The 17,382-nt window shown below is 71.7% G+C and carries 20 protein-coding genes; 15 read left to right on the top strand and 5 right to left on the bottom strand.

The annotated features are described in order from the left end of the window. Positions 1–134 precede the first annotated feature (134 nt). From ACIP37_RS26000 to ACIP37_RS25970, 7 genes are all read left to right on the top strand, one after another. Complete coding sequence (locus tag ACIP37_RS26000; protein ID WP_363620046.1) at positions 135–1,430, top strand: DUF445 domain-containing protein; 1,296 nt, start codon at positions 135–137, stop codon at positions 1,428–1,430. Positions 1,431–1,494: 64 nt separating this feature from the next. Further along, complete coding sequence (locus tag ACIP37_RS25995; protein ID WP_363583724.1) at positions 1,495–2,562, top strand: adenosine deaminase; 1,068 nt, start codon at positions 1,495–1,497, stop codon at positions 2,560–2,562. A gap of 182 nt (positions 2,563–2,744) precedes the next feature. After that, on the top strand, positions 2,745–3,320 hold the full coding sequence (locus ACIP37_RS25990) for a YlcI/YnfO family protein (protein WP_363628124.1): 576 nt from the start codon (positions 2,745–2,747) through the stop codon (positions 3,318–3,320). 159 nt (positions 3,321–3,479) lie between these two features. Continuing rightward, complete coding sequence (locus tag ACIP37_RS25985) at positions 3,480–4,316, top strand: DUF4097 family beta strand repeat-containing protein (RefSeq protein WP_350881231.1); 837 nt, start codon at positions 3,480–3,482, stop codon at positions 4,314–4,316. Beyond that, positions 4,316–5,242, top strand: a complete 927-nt coding sequence (locus tag ACIP37_RS25980; RefSeq protein ID WP_363628125.1) for an ATP-binding cassette domain-containing protein — start codon at positions 4,316–4,318, stop codon at positions 5,240–5,242. The genes ACIP37_RS25985 and ACIP37_RS25980 overlap by 1 nt, the downstream gene beginning before the upstream one ends. Then, positions 5,239–6,009: an ABC transporter permease gene (locus ACIP37_RS25975; protein WP_063349237.1), complete on the top strand. Its 771-nt coding sequence runs from the start codon at positions 5,239–5,241 to the stop codon at positions 6,007–6,009. Before ACIP37_RS25980 ends, ACIP37_RS25975 begins: the two co-directional genes overlap by 4 nt. Positions 6,010–6,218: 209 nt before the next feature. After that, a complete protein-coding gene (locus ACIP37_RS25970; RefSeq protein ID WP_363628126.1) occupies positions 6,219–6,812 on the top strand; it encodes a hypothetical protein in 594 nt (197 codons plus the stop codon). Positions 6,813–6,886: 74 nt separating this feature from the next. On the opposite strand, the gene ACIP37_RS25965 is transcribed toward ACIP37_RS25970, so the two are convergent. From ACIP37_RS25965 to ACIP37_RS25955, 3 genes are all read right to left on the bottom strand, one after another. Continuing rightward, positions 6,887–7,291, bottom strand: a complete 405-nt coding sequence (locus tag ACIP37_RS25965; protein ID WP_363628127.1) for a hypothetical protein — start codon at positions 7,289–7,291, stop codon at positions 6,887–6,889. A 267-nt stretch (positions 7,292–7,558) separates the two neighbouring features. Continuing rightward, a complete protein-coding gene (locus ACIP37_RS25960; RefSeq protein WP_363583712.1) occupies positions 7,559–7,735 on the bottom strand; it encodes a DUF397 domain-containing protein in 177 nt (58 codons plus the stop codon). An 8-nt stretch (positions 7,736–7,743) separates the two neighbouring features. After that, on the bottom strand, positions 7,744–8,604 hold the full coding sequence (locus ACIP37_RS25955; RefSeq protein WP_400844594.1) for a helix-turn-helix domain-containing protein: 861 nt from the start codon (positions 8,602–8,604) through the stop codon (positions 7,744–7,746). Positions 8,605–8,771: 167 nt separating this feature from the next. Here ACIP37_RS25955 and ACIP37_RS25950 point away from each other — a divergent pair, with 167 nt between their 5' ends. From ACIP37_RS25950 to ACIP37_RS25925, 6 genes are all read left to right on the top strand, one after another. Further along, positions 8,772–9,134: an ATP-binding protein gene (locus tag ACIP37_RS25950; protein WP_363583708.1), complete on the top strand. Its 363-nt coding sequence runs from the start codon at positions 8,772–8,774 to the stop codon at positions 9,132–9,134. Then, the gene (locus ACIP37_RS25945; RefSeq protein ID WP_400331555.1) at positions 9,131–9,388 is read left to right on the top strand and encodes a hypothetical protein; all 258 of its coding nucleotides are present in this window, start codon (positions 9,131–9,133) and stop codon (positions 9,386–9,388) included. The genes ACIP37_RS25950 and ACIP37_RS25945 overlap by 4 nt, the downstream gene beginning before the upstream one ends. Before the next feature lie 178 nt (positions 9,389–9,566). Beyond that, entirely contained in the window at positions 9,567–10,415 is an 849-nt protein-coding gene (locus ACIP37_RS25940; RefSeq protein ID WP_400810271.1) for a helix-turn-helix domain-containing protein, read from the top strand. A gap of 254 nt (positions 10,416–10,669) precedes the next feature. Further along, a complete protein-coding gene (locus tag ACIP37_RS25935; protein ID WP_400810269.1) occupies positions 10,670–11,800 on the top strand; it encodes a methyltransferase domain-containing protein in 1,131 nt (376 codons plus the stop codon). Positions 11,801–11,977: 177 nt separating this feature from the next. Next, complete coding sequence (locus ACIP37_RS25930; protein ID WP_400810268.1) at positions 11,978–13,141, top strand: PQQ-binding-like beta-propeller repeat protein; 1,164 nt, start codon at positions 11,978–11,980, stop codon at positions 13,139–13,141. A 137-nt stretch (positions 13,142–13,278) separates the two neighbouring features. After that, positions 13,279–14,109, top strand: coding sequence for a putative adhesin (locus ACIP37_RS25925; protein ID WP_363583700.1), 831 nt, complete (start codon positions 13,279–13,281; stop codon positions 14,107–14,109). Between the two features lie 86 nt (positions 14,110–14,195). On the opposite strand, the gene ACIP37_RS25920 is transcribed toward ACIP37_RS25925, so the two are convergent. Beyond that, the gene (locus tag ACIP37_RS25920) at positions 14,196–15,185 is read right to left on the bottom strand and encodes a zinc-binding dehydrogenase (protein WP_363583698.1); all 990 of its coding nucleotides are present in this window, start codon (positions 15,183–15,185) and stop codon (positions 14,196–14,198) included. A 144-nt stretch (positions 15,186–15,329) separates the two neighbouring features. On the opposite strand from ACIP37_RS25920, the gene ACIP37_RS25915 reads away from it, so the two are divergent. Continuing rightward, positions 15,330–15,725, top strand: a complete 396-nt coding sequence (locus ACIP37_RS25915; protein ID WP_363583696.1) for a helix-turn-helix domain-containing protein — start codon at positions 15,330–15,332, stop codon at positions 15,723–15,725. 30 nt (positions 15,726–15,755) lie between these two features. On the opposite strand, the gene ACIP37_RS25910 is transcribed toward ACIP37_RS25915, so the two are convergent. Next, positions 15,756–16,523, bottom strand: coding sequence for a CDP-alcohol phosphatidyltransferase family protein (locus ACIP37_RS25910; protein WP_363628133.1), 768 nt, complete (start codon positions 16,521–16,523; stop codon positions 15,756–15,758). 254 nt (positions 16,524–16,777) lie between these two features. Between ACIP37_RS25910 and ACIP37_RS25905 the strand changes: the two genes are divergently transcribed. Beyond that, positions 16,778–17,353 (top strand): NUDIX hydrolase, encoded by a 576-nt coding sequence (locus ACIP37_RS25905; RefSeq protein ID WP_400810265.1) that lies wholly within the window; start codon positions 16,778–16,780, stop codon positions 17,351–17,353. Positions 17,354–17,382 lie beyond the last annotated feature (29 nt).

The following is a 17,382-nucleotide window of genomic DNA, read 5'->3' as shown; positions in this document are numbered from 1 at the left end:
GGACCGCACACGGCGTGAGGGGGCGGGTACGGGGCGTGCGCCCAGCTGCGCGCGAGGCGTGCCCGGGCGCGCAACCAGGCGCGTGATCGCGGGGCGCGCCCTCGCCCGCGCCGGGCAGCGGGCAGACTGGCGGGGTGAGTGACGAAGCCTTCAGCGGTACGGGCCCCGGGGTCCGGTTCACCGCCGCCGACGAGCAGAAGAGACATGGCGTCCGCCGGATGAAGACCATCGCGACCGGCCTGCTGGCCTTCGCGAGCCTGGTCTTCGCCCTCGCCACCTGGGCCAAGGCGGCCGGCGCCGGCGCCTGGGCCGGGTACGTGGCGGCGGCCGCCGAGGCGGGCATGGTCGGCGCGCTGGCCGACTGGTTCGCGGTGACGGCGCTGTTCCGCCGCCCGTTCGGCCTGCCGATCCCGCACACCGCGATCATCCCGACCAAGAAGGACGCCTTCGGGCGCTCGCTCGGCGACTTCGTCGGCGACAACTTCCTCTCCGGCCACGTGGTGCGCGGGCGCCTCGCGGCGCTGGGCATCGCCCGGCGGCTGGGGGAGTGGCTGGCCGCGCCGGGCAGCGCCGAGCGGGTCACCAAGGAGGCCTCGGCGGCGCTGCGCGGGGTGCTCGCGGTGCTCCGGGACGACGACGTGCAGGCGGTCGTCGCCGAGGCGGTGACCAGGCGTGCGGCGGCCACCTCGGTGGCCGAGCCGATGGGCCGGATGCTGGGCAAGGTGGTCGCGGACGGCGGGCACCACGGCGTGGTCGACCTGGTGGCCGTCCGGGCGCACGGCTGGCTGACCGCCAACCACGAGGAGGTGGTCCAGCGGGTCACCCAGAAGACCCCGGGCTGGACGCCCAAGTTCCTCGACCACCAGGTCGGCGAGCGGGTCTACAAGGAGCTGATGCGGTTCGTCACCGACATCCGGGACGACCCGGACCACCCGGCCCGCGGTGCCATCGACAACTTCCTCGCCGACTTCGCGACCGAACTGCAGACCGACCCGGAGACCATCGCCCGGGTGGAGCGGGCCAAGGTGGAACTGCTGGCCCGGCCCGAGGTGCAGGACCTGATCGCCTCCACCTGGGCGGCCGTCCGCACCCTGGTGGTGAACGCGGCCGGAGACGAGGACAGCGAACTGCGCCGGCGCATCCGCGAGGGCGTGGGCAGCTTCGGTGCACGCCTGGCCACCGACGCCAAGCTCCAGGCCAAGGTGGACGGCTGGCTCCAGGACGCCGCCCAGTACCTGGTCGACACCTACCGCGCCGAGATCACCTCGCTGATCTCCGAGACGGTGGCGGGCTGGGACGCCGACGACGCCTCCCGCAAGATCGAGGCCAACGTGGGCCGCGACCTGCAGTTCATCCGGATCAACGGCACCGTGGTCGGCGCCATGGCCGGGCTGCTCATCCACACCGTCGCGACCGCCCTCGGAGGCTGACCCCGGGGCGGCCTATCCTTGCCAGCACCTGTCGGTACGCGCGTAGAGGAAGTAGGGAACCACCGTGGTCCAGCCGGACGGAAGTCGGATCGGAAACCCCAGTGGCCAGGGGGGCATCGAGGCGTTCATCGCCGGGATGCCCAAGGCGGAGCTGCACGTCCACCACGTGGGTTCGGCCTCGCCGCGCGTCGTCGCCGAGCTGGCGGCCCGCCACCGCGGCCGGTCGAAGGTGCCGGTCGACCCGGCGGCGCTCGCCGAGTACTTCACCTTCACCGACTTCGCGCACTTCATCGACGTCTACCTGAGCGTCGTGGACCTGATCCGCGACGCCGAGGACGTCCGCGCGCTCACCTACGGCGTGGCCGAGGACATGGCGCGCCAGAACATCCGGTACGCCGAACTGACCATCACCCCGTACTCCTCGGTCAAGCGGGGCATCCCGGACGTCGCCTTCATGGAGGCGATCGAGGACGCCCGGCTGCGCGCCGAGAAGGAGCTCGGGGTCGTACTGCGCTGGTGCTTCGACATCCCCGGCGAGGCCGGTCTGGAGGCCGCCGAGGAGACCGCCCGGCTCGCCGTCGACCTGGCCCCCGAGGGCCTGGTCAGCTTCGGCCTCGGCGGCCCGGAGATCGGTGTGCCGCGCCCGCAGTTCAAGCCCTACTTCGACCGGGCGCGGGCGGCCGGCCTGCGCAGCGTCCCGCACGCGGGCGAGACCACCGGGCCGGAGACGGTCTGGGACGCGATCCGGGTGCTCGGCGCCGAGCGCATCGGGCACGGCACGCAGTCGGTGAAGGACCCGGCGCTGCTGGACCACCTGGGTGAGCACCGGATCCCGTTGGAGGTCTGCCCGACCTCCAACATCGCCACCCGGGCGGTGGAGCGGATCGAGGAGCACCCGATCAAGCGGATGGTGGACGCCGGGCTGCTGGTCACGATCAACAGCGACGACCCGCCGATGTTCGGCACCGACCTCAACACCGAGTACGCCGTCGCGGCGCGGCTGCTGGGCCTGGACGAGTCCGGGGTGGCGGCGCTGGCGCGCAACGCGGTCGAGGCGTCCTTCCTGGACGTGGCGGGCAAGGCGCGGCTGGCCGGCGAGATCGACGCGTACCTGGCGGGCTGGAAGGCCTGATTCCCGGCGTCCGCCCTGGTGGACGCCCCGCGGGGTGCCCCCCGAAGTGCCCTGTGAAGCGCCCCTGAACCGCCCCGCCGGCAGCTGTCGGCGGGGCGGTTCGCTGTTTCCGTCCGGAGGTGGTGCCAAAGTGGCGCCATTAATGGCTCGACATGGCACCACTGCTGTGCCATGCTGAAGCCATGGACCTCACGCCGTACGTCGAAAACCTTCGGAACGAGCTCGCGGTGGCCGCGGGCGCGGGCGGGGACGAAGCCCGCGCGCTGGCCGAGCGGCTGACGCTGCCGCTGGATTCGGCCGTGCGGCTCACCCTGCTCAACGCGCTCTCGGCCGCGATGGGCGAAGTGACCCGCGAGCTCGCCCCCGGCTCGGTGGACGTGCGGCTGCGCGGGCTCGATCCCGAGTTCGTCGTCACCGTACCGCCCGGCGCCGACACCTTCCACGGCGATGCGCTGCCCGTGGTACCACCGATGGCGCCGATGGTGGCGTCGGTGGCACCAGTGGCGCCGCCCGTGGTGCCGGAGTCGGACGAGACGGGCACGGCCCGGATCAACCTGCGCCTGCCCGCTCACCTCAAGGCCCGGGCTGAGGAGGCCGCCGGGCAGGAGGGCCTCTCCCTCAACGCCTGGCTGGTCCGGGCCGTCGCCGGCGCGCTGGAGGCCGGCGAGCCGGCCGCCCGCCCGGCCGCCACACCGGCCCCCCAGCCCGCGGTCCGCCCGCGCCGCGGAGGCCAGGGCTTCACCGGCTGGGTCCACTGACGCTTCCGCCCGCTAGACCCGCTCCATCCGTTCCGCCCGCTCGACCCGCTCCGCCTGCTAGACCCGCTCCATCCGCTCCATCCGCGCTCCATCCGCAACGACGTCACCCCCGCTCCGACCAGCGGGAACACCCATCAGAGTCAAGAGGACGGGACAGCCATGCCTACGTACGAGACCGACGGACCGATCTCCGCCACCCTCGAATTCGAGATCGGCTCGGTGCGGATCAGCGCGAGCAAGCGCACCGACACCGTGGTCGAGGTCAAGCCCGCCAACCCCGCCGAGGAGGCGGACGTCAAGGCCGCCCAGCAGACCCAGGTCGACTACGCCGGCGGCCGGTTCACCCTCAAAGGCCCGAAGAAGCGCTCGCCGTTCGGCCGGATCGGCTCGATCGACATCCTGATCGAGCTGCCGGCGGGCTCGGAGATCAACGCCGACGCCCCGATGGCCACCTTCGTCGCCGAGGGCCCGCTCGGCGACTGCCGGCTGAAGACCTCGCTCGGCCGGATCCAGGTCGAGCAGGCCGCGAGCGCGCGGCTCAAGACCGACCACGGGGAGGTCCGGGTCGACTCGGTCGACGGGGACGCGGAGGTCTCCGGGCTCGGCCGGGTCGCGGTCGGCACGGTCGGGGGCGCGCTGACGGTCAAGAACAGCAACGGCGACACGGAGGTCCGCGAGGTCCACGGGGCGCTCAAGGCCAGCTCCTCCTTCGGCCGGATCGAGGTCGGCACCGCCCACGCCGGGGTGGACGCCAAGACGGCGCACGGCCCGATCCGGATCGGCCGGGTGGTGCGCGGCCAGGTCACCATGCAGACCTCCCTGGGGGACTTGGAGGTCGGCATCGCGGAGGGCACGGCGGCCTGGCTCGACGTGCACAGCAAGGTCGGCACCGTGCGCAACGCCCTCGGCGCGGCGCAGGGCCCGGGCGACGCCCGGGAGACCGTCGAGGTCCGCGGCCGCACCCAGCTCGGCGACGTCGTGATCCGGAGGGCGTGATGGCGGCGATCTCGGCAGTCGGACTGACCAAGTCCTACGGCGACAAGGCCGTGCTGAAAGGCATCGACCTGGAGATCCCGGCGGGCAGCGTGTTCGCTCTGCTCGGGCCGAACGGCGCCGGCAAGACCACCACCGTGCAGATCCTCTCCACCCTGATCCCGGCCGACGGCGGGGTGGCCCGGGTGGCCGGGCACGACGTGGTCGAGCAGGCCTCCGGGGTGCGGGCGGCGATCGGTGTCACCGGCCAGTTCTCGGCGGTGGACAACCTGCTCACCGCCGAGGAGAACCTGCTGCTGATGGCGGACCTCAACCACCTCCCCCGTCGGGAGGGGCGGAGGCGGGCCGAGGATCTGCTGCGGCGGTTCGACCTCACGGAGGCGGCGCGCAAGCCGGTCGTCACCTTCTCCGGCGGTATGCGGCGCAAGCTCGACCTGGCGATGACGCTGGTCGGCGATCCGCGGGTGATCTTCCTCGACGAGCCGACCACCGGGCTGGACCCGCGCAGCCGGCGGACGATGTGGGAGATCATCCGGGGGCTGGTCGCCGACCACGGGGTGACGATCTTCCTCACCACCCAGTACCTGGAGGAGGCCGACGAACTCGCCGACCGGATCGCCGTCCTGGACGGTGGGCGGATCGTCGCCGAGGGCACGGCGGACGAGCTGAAGCGGATCGTCCCCGGCGGGCGGATCCGGCTCCAGTTCGCGGACGCCGCCCAACTGGGGGCTGCCGCCGGGCTGTTCGACTACGCGGCGGTCGACACCGAGGCGCTGCGGCTGGACATCCCGGGGGACAACTCCGTGGTCACCGTGAAGGCGGTGCTGGACGCGCTCGACAACGCCTCGGTCCAGGCCGAGTCGCTGGTCGTGGAGACGGCCGATCTGGACGACGTGTTCCTCACTCTGACCGGGGAGGGTGCCCGATGAGCGCTTCGGTGAGCTACGCGGTCAGCGACTCGCTGACCATGCTGCGGCGCAACCTCAAGCACGCGCTGAGGTACCCGTCGCTGACCTTCGCGGTCGTGATCATGCCGGTGATGATGCTGCTGCTGTTCAACTACGCCTACGGCGGCGCGCTCGGCGCGGGCATCGGCGGCGGCAGCTACATCGACTACGTGACACCCGGAATCCTGCTGATGGCGGCCGCCTCGGGGTCGCTGGTCACGGCGATCGGGGTCTGCGTCGACATGACGGAAGGCATCGTCAACCGCTTCCGCACGATGGCGATCTCACGCTCGGCCTTCCTGGCCGGGCACGTGGTCGGCAGCGTGATACAGACCATGCTCGGCCTGGTCCTGGTGGTCGGCGCGGCGCTCGCGATGGGCTTCCGGCCCAACGCCGGGCTGGTGGAATGGCTGGCGGCCGTCGGACTGCTGCTGTTCGTCACTGTCGCGCTGACCTGGATATCGGCGGGCATCGGGTTGGTCGCCAAGACGGTGGAGAGCGCCAGCAACCTGCCGATGCCGATACAGTTCCTGCCCTTCATCGGCAGCGCGATCGTCCCGCCCGACTCGATGCCGACCGCCCTGCGGTGGTTCGCCGAGTACCAGCCGTTCACGCCGATCATCGAGACCCTGCGGGGGCTGCTGATGGGCACCCCGATCGGCAACAGCGCCTGGAGCGCGCTGGCGTGGTGCACCGGGCTGACGCTGATCGGCTACTTCTGGTCGAGGAGCGTCTTCTACCGGCGGTGACGGGGGTGCGGCCGGTAGCGGGAGGCCCGGGAGGACAGCGATGTCCGCCCGGGCCTCCCGGCGTCGTGGCCGGTCCTGAGTCTTGGCCGGTACCGAGTCGCGGCCGGTGGTGGTGGACGCCCAGGGCCTGGGCCGGAGCCGATCGGAGCCCCAACCGCCGGACATCCGGTAGTAAAGTCCGGGCAAAGGCTCACCCTGGGGAGGGGCGCATGACGGCGGCACGTCGCAAGCGGATCGTGTGGTGGCTCAGAGGTGTGGCGCTGGCGGCGTTCCTGGTCTATCTGCCGGGCTATCAGGCCTCGTTCTCAGGCGGGCTGGTGGAGGTCGAGCGCTGGCTCAACCATCCGCTGCCGCTGCTCGGCGCCACCGTCGTGCTGGCCGTGGTCTCGCTGGTGATCCAGTTCGAGTTCCGCACCTGGTGGTCGCAGGTCGGCTGCGCGGCCGCCCTGGTGTCGCTCGTCTTCCTCGCTGGGGTGGCCGTGCTCCTGTCGTTGCTGCTCGACCGCGACGGGCAGCCCGTCAGCCGGAAGAGCCACCCGGAGCACCCGGACCGCGTGCTGACCGTGACCGACGTCGCCTTCTCGATCGACCCGATCTACCGGGTCGAGCTGTTGACCGGCAGCGGTTGGTCCGCCCGCCACTGGGAACTGGGCGAATGGGACATCCGTGGCGGCGAGTTCGGCAGGATCGACTGGTCCGGGCCGGACCGGATCGCTGTGACCGGGGTGAAGGGGACCGAGACCGCGGTGTTCACCCTCGACCCGGACGGCCGGCCGATCAGGCAGGGTCTGATGCCCCGGTAGGCCGGGAGGCCGGTAGAGCTGGGGGGCGGCAGGCCCTCGCACGGCGGGGAGGCCGTGCGAGGGCCCGGGCCGGGTTACCAGGTGTCGATGCCCATCTTCTTGGCCGCGTCGTGGACGGCCTTGTAGTGGGCGTGCGACATGCCGGACTGCTTGTCCTTCTCGGGCAGGTTCTTGTCCGCCGCGCGGAACTCGTCGCGGGCCTCGGCGAGCAGGCTCGTGCCGTAGGAGACGGGGACGTCCTTGACACCGTGGGACGGGTGGGTCTTCTCGGCCGTCTTGCTGCCCGCCTTGATCAGGATGTCGCGGGCCTTGTTGAAGTCGTCGGCCTTGACCGTCTTCGGGTTGCTGAGCTGGGCCTGCACCCGGGCCGTCGGCTGGGCCGGCGCGGTGCCTGCGGCCATGGCGGGAGCGGCAGCGGCGGCGCCGAGGGCGCCGGCGGCGGCGACTGCCACGAGGGCGTTCCGGAGGGTCCTGTTCATGGATATCGATCCCTTCGCAATGTCTAAGCATCAGTGCCCGCACCGGACTTGGAGTCCGTGGGAGTGCGAACTCCTCGGCACTACCCCGGCCCTCGTCGGCGGCAAACCGGCGTCGGTTCGGGGGTGGTTGGGGAGCGGCAGGATCAGGCCGTCTTGTGATTATCGGACGGCTGGGTCAGTGGAGGCGGAAGGGTCCCAAGGGGGACGGCCAGGATTGGGTGTGCGGAGGGCGGGCCGTTCGACGAACGGCCCGCCCGGTGCTGTGGATCAGACGTCGAACTCGCCGGCGCGGATGGCGGAGAGGAGGTCGCGCCATTCGGCGGGGGTGAGTTGGGCGATGGCGTCGGGTAGAAGAGTGCTGCGGACGTAGACGGCGTCGGAGGTGATGGCGACCTCTGGGCAGTTATTGCCGTCGCCGCAGGCACTGGGCTTTCGCCATTCCACGGGATCCCTCACAGGCTGTTCATGATGCTGGAGATCACGTCACGGGAGGCCGATGGATCGAGCGCGCGATCACGCATCGCCCCGATGATGTTCCGGTAGTTCTCCAGCTGGTTCATCTCGGTCAGGAACGCTGGCGATCCTACGGAGTCAAGCTGGACCGTATCGAGGCGGGGTGCCGGCCCGCTCGCATACAGCACGGCGTGGCCCGCACCCTTGAATCCGCTGGCCCTGAACTCCAATACGCGCAGCGTCACGTTGGGGGCCTCCGAGAGCACGAGCAACTGCTTCAGCTGCTCTCTGGCGACAGTCGTTCCCCCGAACTCCATGCGCAGCGCGGCCTCGTGCACGATTGCTTCGTATTCCAGCGGATCGCTGCGTGTCAGGAGCTCTGCTCGCCGCATCCGGTTCTCGACTCGCGCTTCGATGTTCAGTGGCCGCAGCGGAGGATAGACCTCTCGGAAGATCGCGCGAGCTGTCTCCTCGGTCTGCATGAGACCGGGCGCATGGCAGATCTGATACGTCACCAACGCGCTGGAATAGTGTTCAACTTCGGAAATCTCAAGAATCCCTGCTGGGACGAGCCCTCTGTGCTCCTCCCACCACCCCTTGGTGCGGTCGGCGGCCATCTCAGCGACGGCGTCGACGTACGCAGAGTCGGCCTCCTCGTACTCGGCGGCGAGCGCAAGCACCCGTTCAGCGCTTACCGGGTAGGCGCCTTGCTCGATCAGCGTGACCTTGCTCCGGTCCAGTCCGAGAACGGCGGCAGCGTCGCCAGCCGTGCGTCCGGCGGCCTCTCGCATCTTTCGCAGCTCGATGCCGACGCGCTTGCGGCGTGCGGTTGGGGTAGGTGGCATCTCCCCAGCATCCATCGTCGGTGTGTGACGAGTCCAGCGAGCAGATAGGCATATCTTCCTGGCTTCGCTAGCAAATTTGCTATCGCATGCCCTACAGTCTGTGATGCACCGCTCACCGAGCGGATTGTCGGTAGTGCCGCTCGGGCACTGAAGAGCACCCATCTCCGTCACTGGGAGACATCGTGCGTAACCTCAACTCCCCCTCCCTCACCCTCGCTCGCGACACCCTCCGCGACGGCATGACCCGCGTCGGCTGGTCGCCCTCCTCCATCGCGGACGCCGAGCTCGCCCTCGTCGAACTGATCGTCAACGCCTGGCGTCACGGCGAGACGACCTCCCCCGTCGTCCTCATCCACTTCCTCTCGAATACTCTCCGCGTCACCGTCGCGGACCGCTCCTCCACCCTCCCCGAGCAGCGAACGCCGTGCCCGCTCGCCGAGTCCGGCCGGGGCCTCCAGCTGGTCGCCGGCCTCACCCACCGGTGGGGCGTCGACCCCCTGAAGCTGGGCAAAATCGTTTGGTTCGAGCTGGACGGTGTCGCGTGATCGCCCACCACCCCATCCACCCGGCCGATCCGGCGCTGCGCCACCTCACGGCCCGCCAGATCACCGGACTCATCGTCGAACTCCGGATCGAGGGTCGCGAATTCGGGCTCCTCTGGCCCTCCGCCCAGCCCGGCGAGACCAACCTCGACGGCCGCGCCCTCGTCTCCCTCGGCAACATCCCGGCCAGCACCCTCATCAACCTCCTCGCCCTCCTCCGCGAGTACAAGCGCGAGCGGGACCGCCGCCGATGCTAGGCCTCCTGACCTTCAACCTCCTGGCCTCCCTCCTCGGCACCCTCTGCGAAACCCGCGCCCGTCACCTCCAGGGCCGCGAGGACACCCGCGCAGTGCTTTCCTCATGCCAAGCCTGCGATGCCGCAAGGCACTTCGCGGTTCCGATGTGCGAGTTCAGTCGGCAGGTAGCCTCCGGGTGGTGAGTACCGATTTTCAGCAGGCCCGGCTGTCCCTCGGTGTTCGGCTACGGGAGTTGCGCACCGAGGCGGGCGTGAACGGCCGCGACCTCGCCGGACGACTGGGCTGGTCGGCGTCGAAGATTTCGAAGCTGGAGAACGGCAAGCAGACGGCCACTCCCGCGGATCTTCAGGCGTGGGCCGAAGCGTTGGGGCGTCCGGAGGCCGCTGTCGAGTTGAAAGGCAGGCTGCAAGGCCTGGAGTCCCGCTATCGGGGATGGAAGCGGGTGCTGGCCGGCGGGCACCGGGTGCGCGAGGAAGCCGGAGTCAGGCACGGCCGGGGGACGGCGGTGACCATCGGCTACGAACCTGCCATCATCCCGGACATTTTCCAGATCGCGGAATACGCCCGCCACGTCCTGACTCACGCAACCGATCTGGATGACGGGCCACGTGACATCGAGGAAGGAGTGTGTGCCCGGCTGAAGCGTCAGGAGTCCCTCTACCAGCGAGGGAAGCGCTTCCGCTTCATCATGTCCGAGGCCGCACTGTACGTGCAGATCTGTTCGCCTGACATCCTGGCTGCTCAACTCGACCGGCTGGGCGGCCTGCTGGGGCTCGACACGGTTGAGTTGGGGATCGTTCCGCTCGGGGCTCCGGTGACAGTCATTCCCAAGCACGGTTTCTGGATCTACGACGACAGGCTCGCGATCGTCGAGACGTGGAACGCTGAGCTGCGGCTCGACGAACCCGCCGACATCGCGCTGTACCGGAAGGTCTGGGGAAAGCTGCACGATGCTGCGGTGTACGGCCCTACGGCACACCGGCTGATCGCCCGCGCGCGCTCGACGCTGGCACTGGCAGCCACCTGAGAAACCTGCGGAAGCCTCGCCGCGCACAGGAGAAATGCGGAGAAATGCGACTCACGCCAGCTTGGTTGGGCCTCTACCGTGCTGGACAGGACCTTGCCGGCACCCGAATGACCGGCACCGATCGAGAGGAGCCGGAATGGGCGAGCACGGAGACGGCAAGGGTGGCGAGGACGGGGACAAGAAGCAGTCCCCGAAGGAGTCCGACGGTCAGTGGACCAAGCCCGTGAAGCCGCCGAAGAAGTGAGCGCCAACTGATGGACGACTACGCACAGTTGCTGACCCGGCTGGAATCGGCGGGGGCGCTGGGCGAGGGGTGGCGGGGCGCGTTCGAGCGTGCCCCGCGCTCTTCCTTCGTCCCGGACTCCGTCTGGGCGCCGGACGGCGACAGCCCGACCGGCTACGGCCGGATCACCCGGGCCGACCACCCGGACACCTGGTGGGCGCTGGTGAACGCCGACGAGGTGGTGGTCACCCAGATCGATGACGGCCTCGATACCGGGCCGGGCATCGCCACCTCCTCGGCCTCCATGCCGTCCCTCGTCGCGAGGATGCTCCGGCATCTGGACGTGACCGATGGGAACACCGTGCTCGACATCGGCACCGGCACCGGATGGACGAGCGCGCTCCTCTCCGCCAGGCTCGGCGACGCCCACGTGACCACCGTCGAGGTCGATCGAGCGGTCGCTGCCGCAGCGGCCCGACGCCTCGCCGCAGCAGGCTTCCATCCCAGTTGCTCGACCGGCGACGGCCTCGAAGGCCAGTCCCTCCGGGCGCCTTACGATCGCGTCCATTCCACGGCGGCGGTTCGCCGGCTACCGCGTGCCTGGCTCGCACAGACCCGCCCCGGCGGCGTGATCGTCACCCCCTGGGGCACGCCCTACGCCAACGCGGGACTCCTGCGCGTGGTGGTCGGTGACCCGGGGGCGCCCTCCCACGGCAGGTTCGTGGACAACGTGAGCTTCATGTGGGTTCGCAGCCAGCGCCCCCACCCGGTGGCCGAACCGACCGACCGGCCGATCCACCGGGGCTCGTCGCCGATCGACCCGGAGCTGGCGCTGGAGAACGTGGACGTGGCGTTCGCCATCGGCCTCCGGGTGCCTGGCGTTCGGTATCAACACACCTGGGACGACACGGACCCCGGCGGCACCTATCGCATGCGACTCTCCGACGGCGCCGGCTCCTGGGCATCCGTCCGCCACCACGACTGGGGCGCCGCCGACGCAGTCCAGCAGGCCGGGCCCCGCCGCCTGTGGGACGAGATCGTCCGCGCCCGCCGACGATGGCTTGCCGACGGCGAACCGGACCTCACCCGCTTCGGCGTGACGATGACGCCGACCGGCGAACAGCACGTGTGGCTCGACGAGCCCGGCAACCTGATCGGATGACCCAGCCGCGAACCCTCGGGCACCTGGCCTGAGCCCCCGCGCAGGAAGTCGGCCCGGCCGACTTCCTGCGCGGGGCCTTCAGAATCCCGGCCGCATCCTGGCCGCCCTTGTCGGCGCCTTCTGTGAAGCTCGCCCGCGCGGTGGAACCGGCGGCAGGCGCAGACGGTCACCTTCGGTGTGACCTCGAACGAATCGCAGACCGATCCCGTCCGCCCCCACGTCAGCCGTAGGCGCATGCTGCTGGGCGTCGCCGGCGTGGCGGCGGCCGCCGCCACCGTGGGGGGCGTCGGCTGGTGGGCGCGGCGGGACGCCGACACCGGCCACCGCGTCTGGAGCAGGACCGGTACCGGCAGCCGGGTCGCCCTGTCGGCCACCCCGCAGCCCGACCTCTACGTCGCGGACTTCGACGGCACGGTCAGGGCCCTCGACGTGCGGACCGGCACCCCGCGCTGGAGTGCCGAGGTCGCCTCGCGCAACCCCGCCGACAGTAACTTCGGCTGGCCGATCGCCGCAGGTGACGGACTGGTCTGCGTGACCACCGACTCCCACGTCCACGCCCTGGACGCCGCGTCCGGGGCCGTCCGGTGGGCCGTGCCCGCGCCGGTGGGCTACCTGTCCGGATGGACGGACGGCCCCATCGTCGGCGGGGACGTGTTCGCGAGCTACGACGGCCGCGTCCACTCCTACGACGCGGCCACCGGCGAAGCCCGGTGGAGCAGCCCGCTGGAGGCCGCCTGCGTACCGGCGGTCGCGGGCGGCACCGTGTACCTCGCCGCCCCCGCCGGTGGGGTCTCCGCCCTCGACGCGAAGACCTGTGAGCGGCGCTGGGAGCAACCCGCCGTCGGCAAGCTCGTCGACCGGCCCGTGGTCCACGAGGGCGTCCTCTACCTGTCGGCTTCCGCCGGCGCCGCCTCGACCGTCTCGGCCTCGACCGTCTCCGCCCTGGACGCGGCGACCGGTCGGGTGCTCTGGCAGCGTGACGACCTCGGCCACCCCGTTGTCCAGCCCGCCCCGGTCGCCGACGGGACGCTCTGCCTCCTCGACAACGACCGGGTCATCGCCGTCGAGGCGGGTACGGGCCGCAGCCGGTGGACGTCCTCGGTGCCGGACGGCCTGGGCCGGGGCATGAGCACCATGGCCGTCGCCGACGGCCGGGTCTACGTGGCGCTGAACGACGGTCGGCTGCACGCCCTCGACCTCGCCACCGGCCGGCTTCAATGGCAGGACGATCCGGCCAAGTTCGGCACCGAGTACACCGGGCTCTCGCTGACGGCCTTCGGCGGCGTCGCCTACCGCGGCAGCCGGGCCGGCCTCTACGCGGCGGGCATACCGGCGGCCTGACCTCCGCCCGGGGTGTCGCGCCGCCGGGGCACCGCGCGGTGCGCCTTCAGGCAGCGGGCACTGCCCGTAGGGACCTGGCGCCCGGGTCGACGTCACCGATATCCAGGAGAGTGAGCTTTCGAGTCGAGAGGGGGACGATGCACGCCCACGACAGGACCAAGGCTGCCGCCGCCGGCAAGGCCCGCACGCCGGCCCGTACTTCGGAGCCGACGACCAGGAACCCGAACCGGGCGCAGGCCGCCGCCCAGTCGCTGCTCGGTCTCCAGAGCACCCACGGCAACGCGGCCGTCGTGCAGATGCTCCGCGCGACCGGGATCCAGCGCGCGTCCGACCAGAACCGGCCCATGATCAATCACCAGAACCCGGACGACGACTGGGAGGCCGACAACACCGCGCCCGCGCGTACGGACGGTCTCGTCCTCAGCGGTCACGGCGCCTGGGAGGCCGCGAACGGCAGCTTCCGGGTGCCCGCGGGGACGCGGGTGCACTTCTACACGCAGCACGGGATGGTCCTCCCCGACGACCTGGGCGGGCAGGTGGAGAACGGCGCCAACCGGGGCGGCAGCGTGGAACAGGGGCAAGAGCGTGGCGCCGCGCGCACCGTGGTGGGCGGGCGGAGCCTGCAGAACTACACCATCTCCTACCCCAGCGGCCTCACCATCCGGGGAAACCCGGCGATCGCCAGCCCGGTTGGCGGCGGGTACGACGTCGAACTCGATCCGGGGACGCCGGCCGCAACCGTCATCAACGTCGCCACGCTGATCGACCCCCAACTCGCGGGCCGCTCGATCGTCTTCGACGGCGACGTGCTGCTGAGCGACATCCTGCGGCCCGGCATGGGCGACGTGCACTTCGCGGCCTGCCGCTTCGTCGAGACCAACAGGCCCGGGACGCGGAACCAGGGCCGTCCTCAGAACCACAACTACGCCGGCGACCCCGGCGAGGCCGGCGGTCTCTACAACCCCTGACCCGCCCGGCCTCCAATGCTCCGCGCTCCGCGCAGGAAGTCGGCCCACCCGACTTCCTGCGCAAGGGGCGCCGCCCCGAGCAGGCCTCAACCAGCCACGCGCACCACGTACTTGCCGGTGGCCCGCCCCTCCGCCATGGCGTCGTGGGCGGCGGGGACGGAGGCCAGGCCGGGGACTTCGGTGACCGGCAGCGTGAGGTCACCGGCGGCGAGCAGGTCGAGGACCGTGCGGATGGCGCGGGCGAGCCGTTCGGGGGCGGTGGCGGCCAGGGCGCGGTGGCTGAAGCCGGTGATGGTGAGGTTCCCGGCCATCAGGCGGCCGAGCGGCGGCAGGTCGGCGACGGCGCCGCCGCCCGCGTTGCCGAAGAGGACGATCCGGCCGCCGGGTGCGGTGAGTTCGAGGTCGAGCTCCAGGGCCTCGGTGCCCAGCGGGTCCAGCACGAGGTCGACGCCCCGGCCCCCGGTCGCGGCCCGGACGGCCTCGGGCAGTGCCTCGTCGCGGGCGAAGGCGTGGTGGTAGCCGGAGGCGACGGCGGACGCCGCCTTCTCCGGGCGGCCCACCGTGCCGATCAGCCGACCGCCCCCCCCGATCAGCGGGACCAGTTGGGCGACGGCGTGGCCGATCCCGCCGCCGGCCGAGTGCACCAGGACGGTGTCCCCGGCGGTGAGCCGGCCGGCGTCGGTGAGCAGCAGCACGGCGGTGGCCAGGCCCAGCGGGGCGGCGGCGGCCTCGCGCAGCGCCAGCCCGTCCGGGACGGGCACGGTGAGCGCGGCCTCGGCGAGCACCACCTCGGCCAGGCCGCCGCCGACGGGCGCGGCCGCCACCCGGTCGCCCACCGCCAGTCCGGTGACGCCCTCGCCGACCGCCCGGACGGTGCCGGCCACCTCCTTGCCCGGCCGGTACGGCCAGGCGGTGACGTAGCCGGCGTCGCCCCGGCGGCCCATCACGTCGACGAAGTTCAGCCCGGCGTAGGCGACGTCGACCGCCACCTGGCCGGGGCCGGGGTTCGGGGCCTCGACCTCCCGGATCTCCGTGTGCTCGGCCCCACCGGGTGCGGTCATCACCAATGCGCGCATGTCGGTCCCCCTCGACTACGATTTTCGACGAACGGCGAAATTGACGTGGGGTAGTGGTACCACGTAGTTTCGATGATTGTCGAACATTGCAGATCAAGCGCAGATTAAGCGCTTGAATCAACCGCAGATCAGGGAGGTCGGATCATGCCCCGCAGTACCCGGCGCCGACCGGCGCTCGCCCACCCCGCGACCGGGGAGATCGACCTGCTCGACGTCCTGCACGCGCTCTCCGACCCCACCCGGATGACCATCGTGCGCATCCTGCGCGCCGAACCCGAGCGGGCCTGCGGCACCTTCCCGGTGGACGTCGCCCCCTCCACCCTCAGCCACCACTTCAAGGTGCTGCGCGAGTCCGGCCTGATCCGCCAGCGCGAGGAGGCCAACCGCAAGTTCTCCGCCCTGCGCGCCGTCGACCTGGAGCAGCGCTTCCCCGGCCTCCTCGACACCATCCTCGCCGCCCACACACGGGCCGAAGCCGACGCACAGGCCGAAGCTGACGTGCAGGCCGAGCCCCACGCGCGGGCCGAAGCCCGCGCGTAGGCAGCCGCCCGCGCGCGGTGGCGCAGCCCGTCAGCGCAGGCGCGAGGAGGACAGGATCGACGCCAGGTGCGCCACCACCATGCCCCAGGTGATCACCGCGATCCCCGCGACCGCCGCCCGCGTCGCGTCCAGGTTGCCGAGCGCCGCGTCCGCCACGGCCGCCGCCAGCAGCACCAGGGAGGCCTCGATGCCGTTCGTCACCCGGTGGATCTTGAACACCGAGGCGAGCCGGCGCGCGGTAGCGATGCCCTGCGAGCGCGGCTGGGTGGACTCCTCGTCCGCCGGGGCCTGCCCGCTGCGGGCCCGGGCCACGTCCACCAGGTCCGTCGAGGCCTTGAGCAGCACCACGCCCAGCGCGGCCGCCAGGCCCACCGATACCCACAGCTCCGACCCGCCCCGGGCCGCCCGCACGCCCGCGCCGATCATCAGCGCCGCGTCCGCCAGATAGGCGCCGAGCCGGTCCACGTAGACCCCGGCCATGCTGAACTGGCGCTTCCAGCGCGCCACTTCGCCGTCGACGCAGTCGAAGAGCAGGAACAGCTGGAACAGCACCGCCGCCAGCACGGCGCCGGTCAGGCCGGGGATCAGCAGGGCCGCCCCGCCGCCGACCCCGCAGACCACCATCACCCAGGTGAGGGTGTTCGGCGACACCGAGGTGCGTACCAACTGCCGGGTCGTGCGCAGCGAGATGCGGCGCATGTACAGCCGTCCCGCCCAGTGCTCACCGTTGCGGCTCTGCAGCTTGGCCTGCGGCTGGCACACCTCGCGCAAGTCCGCGAGCGCCGGAGCAGCCACCATGACGACATCCCTCCACCTGTCCCGAAACGATCACCACAGGCTACGGCCTCCCGGACCCCGCCCCGACCGGTCCCTCGTCGCCGTCCGGAGGCGGGGGAGCCGCCTGCCGGGCCGCTCCGGGAGGAAAACCGCTGGGCCGCCGGAAGGCCCCGGGCTAGGCTTCGCGGGTTCGTCGGAACCGGAAGCCCCGGCCCCGATCACCCGCCCCCGCAAGCCGGTTGACGTGGTCCGGAGCGCAACGAGGAGTGCTGATCATGGCGACCACAGGCGGCGCGGCGCATAGCCCGGGCCTGGCCGAACTGCTGGCCGAGCACCGGCCGCAGGGCCCGACGGAGACCGCCGACCACGAGCGCGTCCGCCACCTCACCGGGGCCGCCGACGCCTGGGACCGCGGGACGCCGCTGCACTTCACCGCCTCCGCGCTGATCGTCCACCCGCCGACCCGGCGCGTCCTCCTGCGCTGGCACGTGCGCCAGCAGGCCTGGCTCCAGGTCGGCGGCCACGGCGACCCGGGGGAGACCCTGCCGCTGGACATCGCGCTGCGCGAAGGCCTGGAGGAGACCGGACTCGCCGACCTCACCCCGTGGCCCGACGCCGCCCTCGTCCACCTCGCCGTCGTGCCCGTCCCGGCCTCGCCCGTCGAACCGGCCCACGAACACGCCGACCTGCGCTTCCTGCTGGCCACCGCCACCCCGGAGCGGGCGCGGCCGGAGAACCCCGCCGCCCCGCTGGAGTGGCTCACCATCGCCGAGGCCCGGCAGCGGACCACCGAGGAGAACCTCCGCGAAACGCTCGACCGGGCCGGCCGCCTGCTCGACGCCCCCGCCTGACCTTTCGAACCCCGCTGGAGCACACCCGG

The sequence above is a fragment of the Kitasatospora sp. NPDC088861 genome, assembly GCF_044750105.1.
Classification (GTDB): domain Bacteria; phylum Actinomycetota; class Actinomycetes; order Streptomycetales; family Streptomycetaceae; genus Kitasatospora.
Note: the sequence above shows the minus strand (reverse complement) of the source record. Positions and strands in the feature narration are given on the sequence as shown.

Coding starts and splice junctions, on each gene's coding strand:
- ACIP37_RS25965 (WP_363628127.1), bottom strand. CDS start 7,291: ATGAACAGGACCCTCCGGAACGCCCTCGTGGCAGTCGCCGCCGCCGGC.
- ACIP37_RS25990 (WP_363628124.1), top strand. CDS start 2,745: ATGGACCTCACGCCGTACGTCGAAAACCTTCGGAACGAGCTCGCGGTG.
- ACIP37_RS25920 (WP_363583698.1), bottom strand. CDS start 15,185: ATGCGCGCATTGGTGATGACCGCACCCGGTGGGGCCGAGCACACGGAG.
- ACIP37_RS25980 (WP_363628125.1), top strand. CDS start 4,316: ATGGCGGCGATCTCGGCAGTCGGACTGACCAAGTCCTACGGCGACAAG.
- ACIP37_RS25955 (WP_400844594.1), bottom strand. CDS start 8,604: ATGGATGCTGGGGAGATGCCACCTACCCCAACCGCACGCCGCAAGCGC.
- ACIP37_RS25925 (WP_363583700.1), top strand. CDS start 13,279: ATGCACGCCCACGACAGGACCAAGGCTGCCGCCGCCGGCAAGGCCCGC.
- ACIP37_RS25975 (WP_063349237.1), top strand. CDS start 5,239: ATGAGCGCTTCGGTGAGCTACGCGGTCAGCGACTCGCTGACCATGCTG.
- ACIP37_RS25915 (WP_363583696.1), top strand. CDS start 15,330: ATGCCCCGCAGTACCCGGCGCCGACCGGCGCTCGCCCACCCCGCGACC.
- ACIP37_RS25935 (WP_400810269.1), top strand. CDS start 10,670: ATGGACGACTACGCACAGTTGCTGACCCGGCTGGAATCGGCGGGGGCG.
- ACIP37_RS25985 (WP_350881231.1), top strand. CDS start 3,480: ATGCCTACGTACGAGACCGACGGACCGATCTCCGCCACCCTCGAATTC.
- ACIP37_RS25910 (WP_363628133.1), bottom strand. CDS start 16,523: ATGGTGGCTGCTCCGGCGCTCGCGGACTTGCGCGAGGTGTGCCAGCCG.
- ACIP37_RS25970 (WP_363628126.1), top strand. CDS start 6,219: ATGACGGCGGCACGTCGCAAGCGGATCGTGTGGTGGCTCAGAGGTGTG.
- ACIP37_RS25905 (WP_400810265.1), top strand. CDS start 16,778: ATGGCGACCACAGGCGGCGCGGCGCATAGCCCGGGCCTGGCCGAACTG.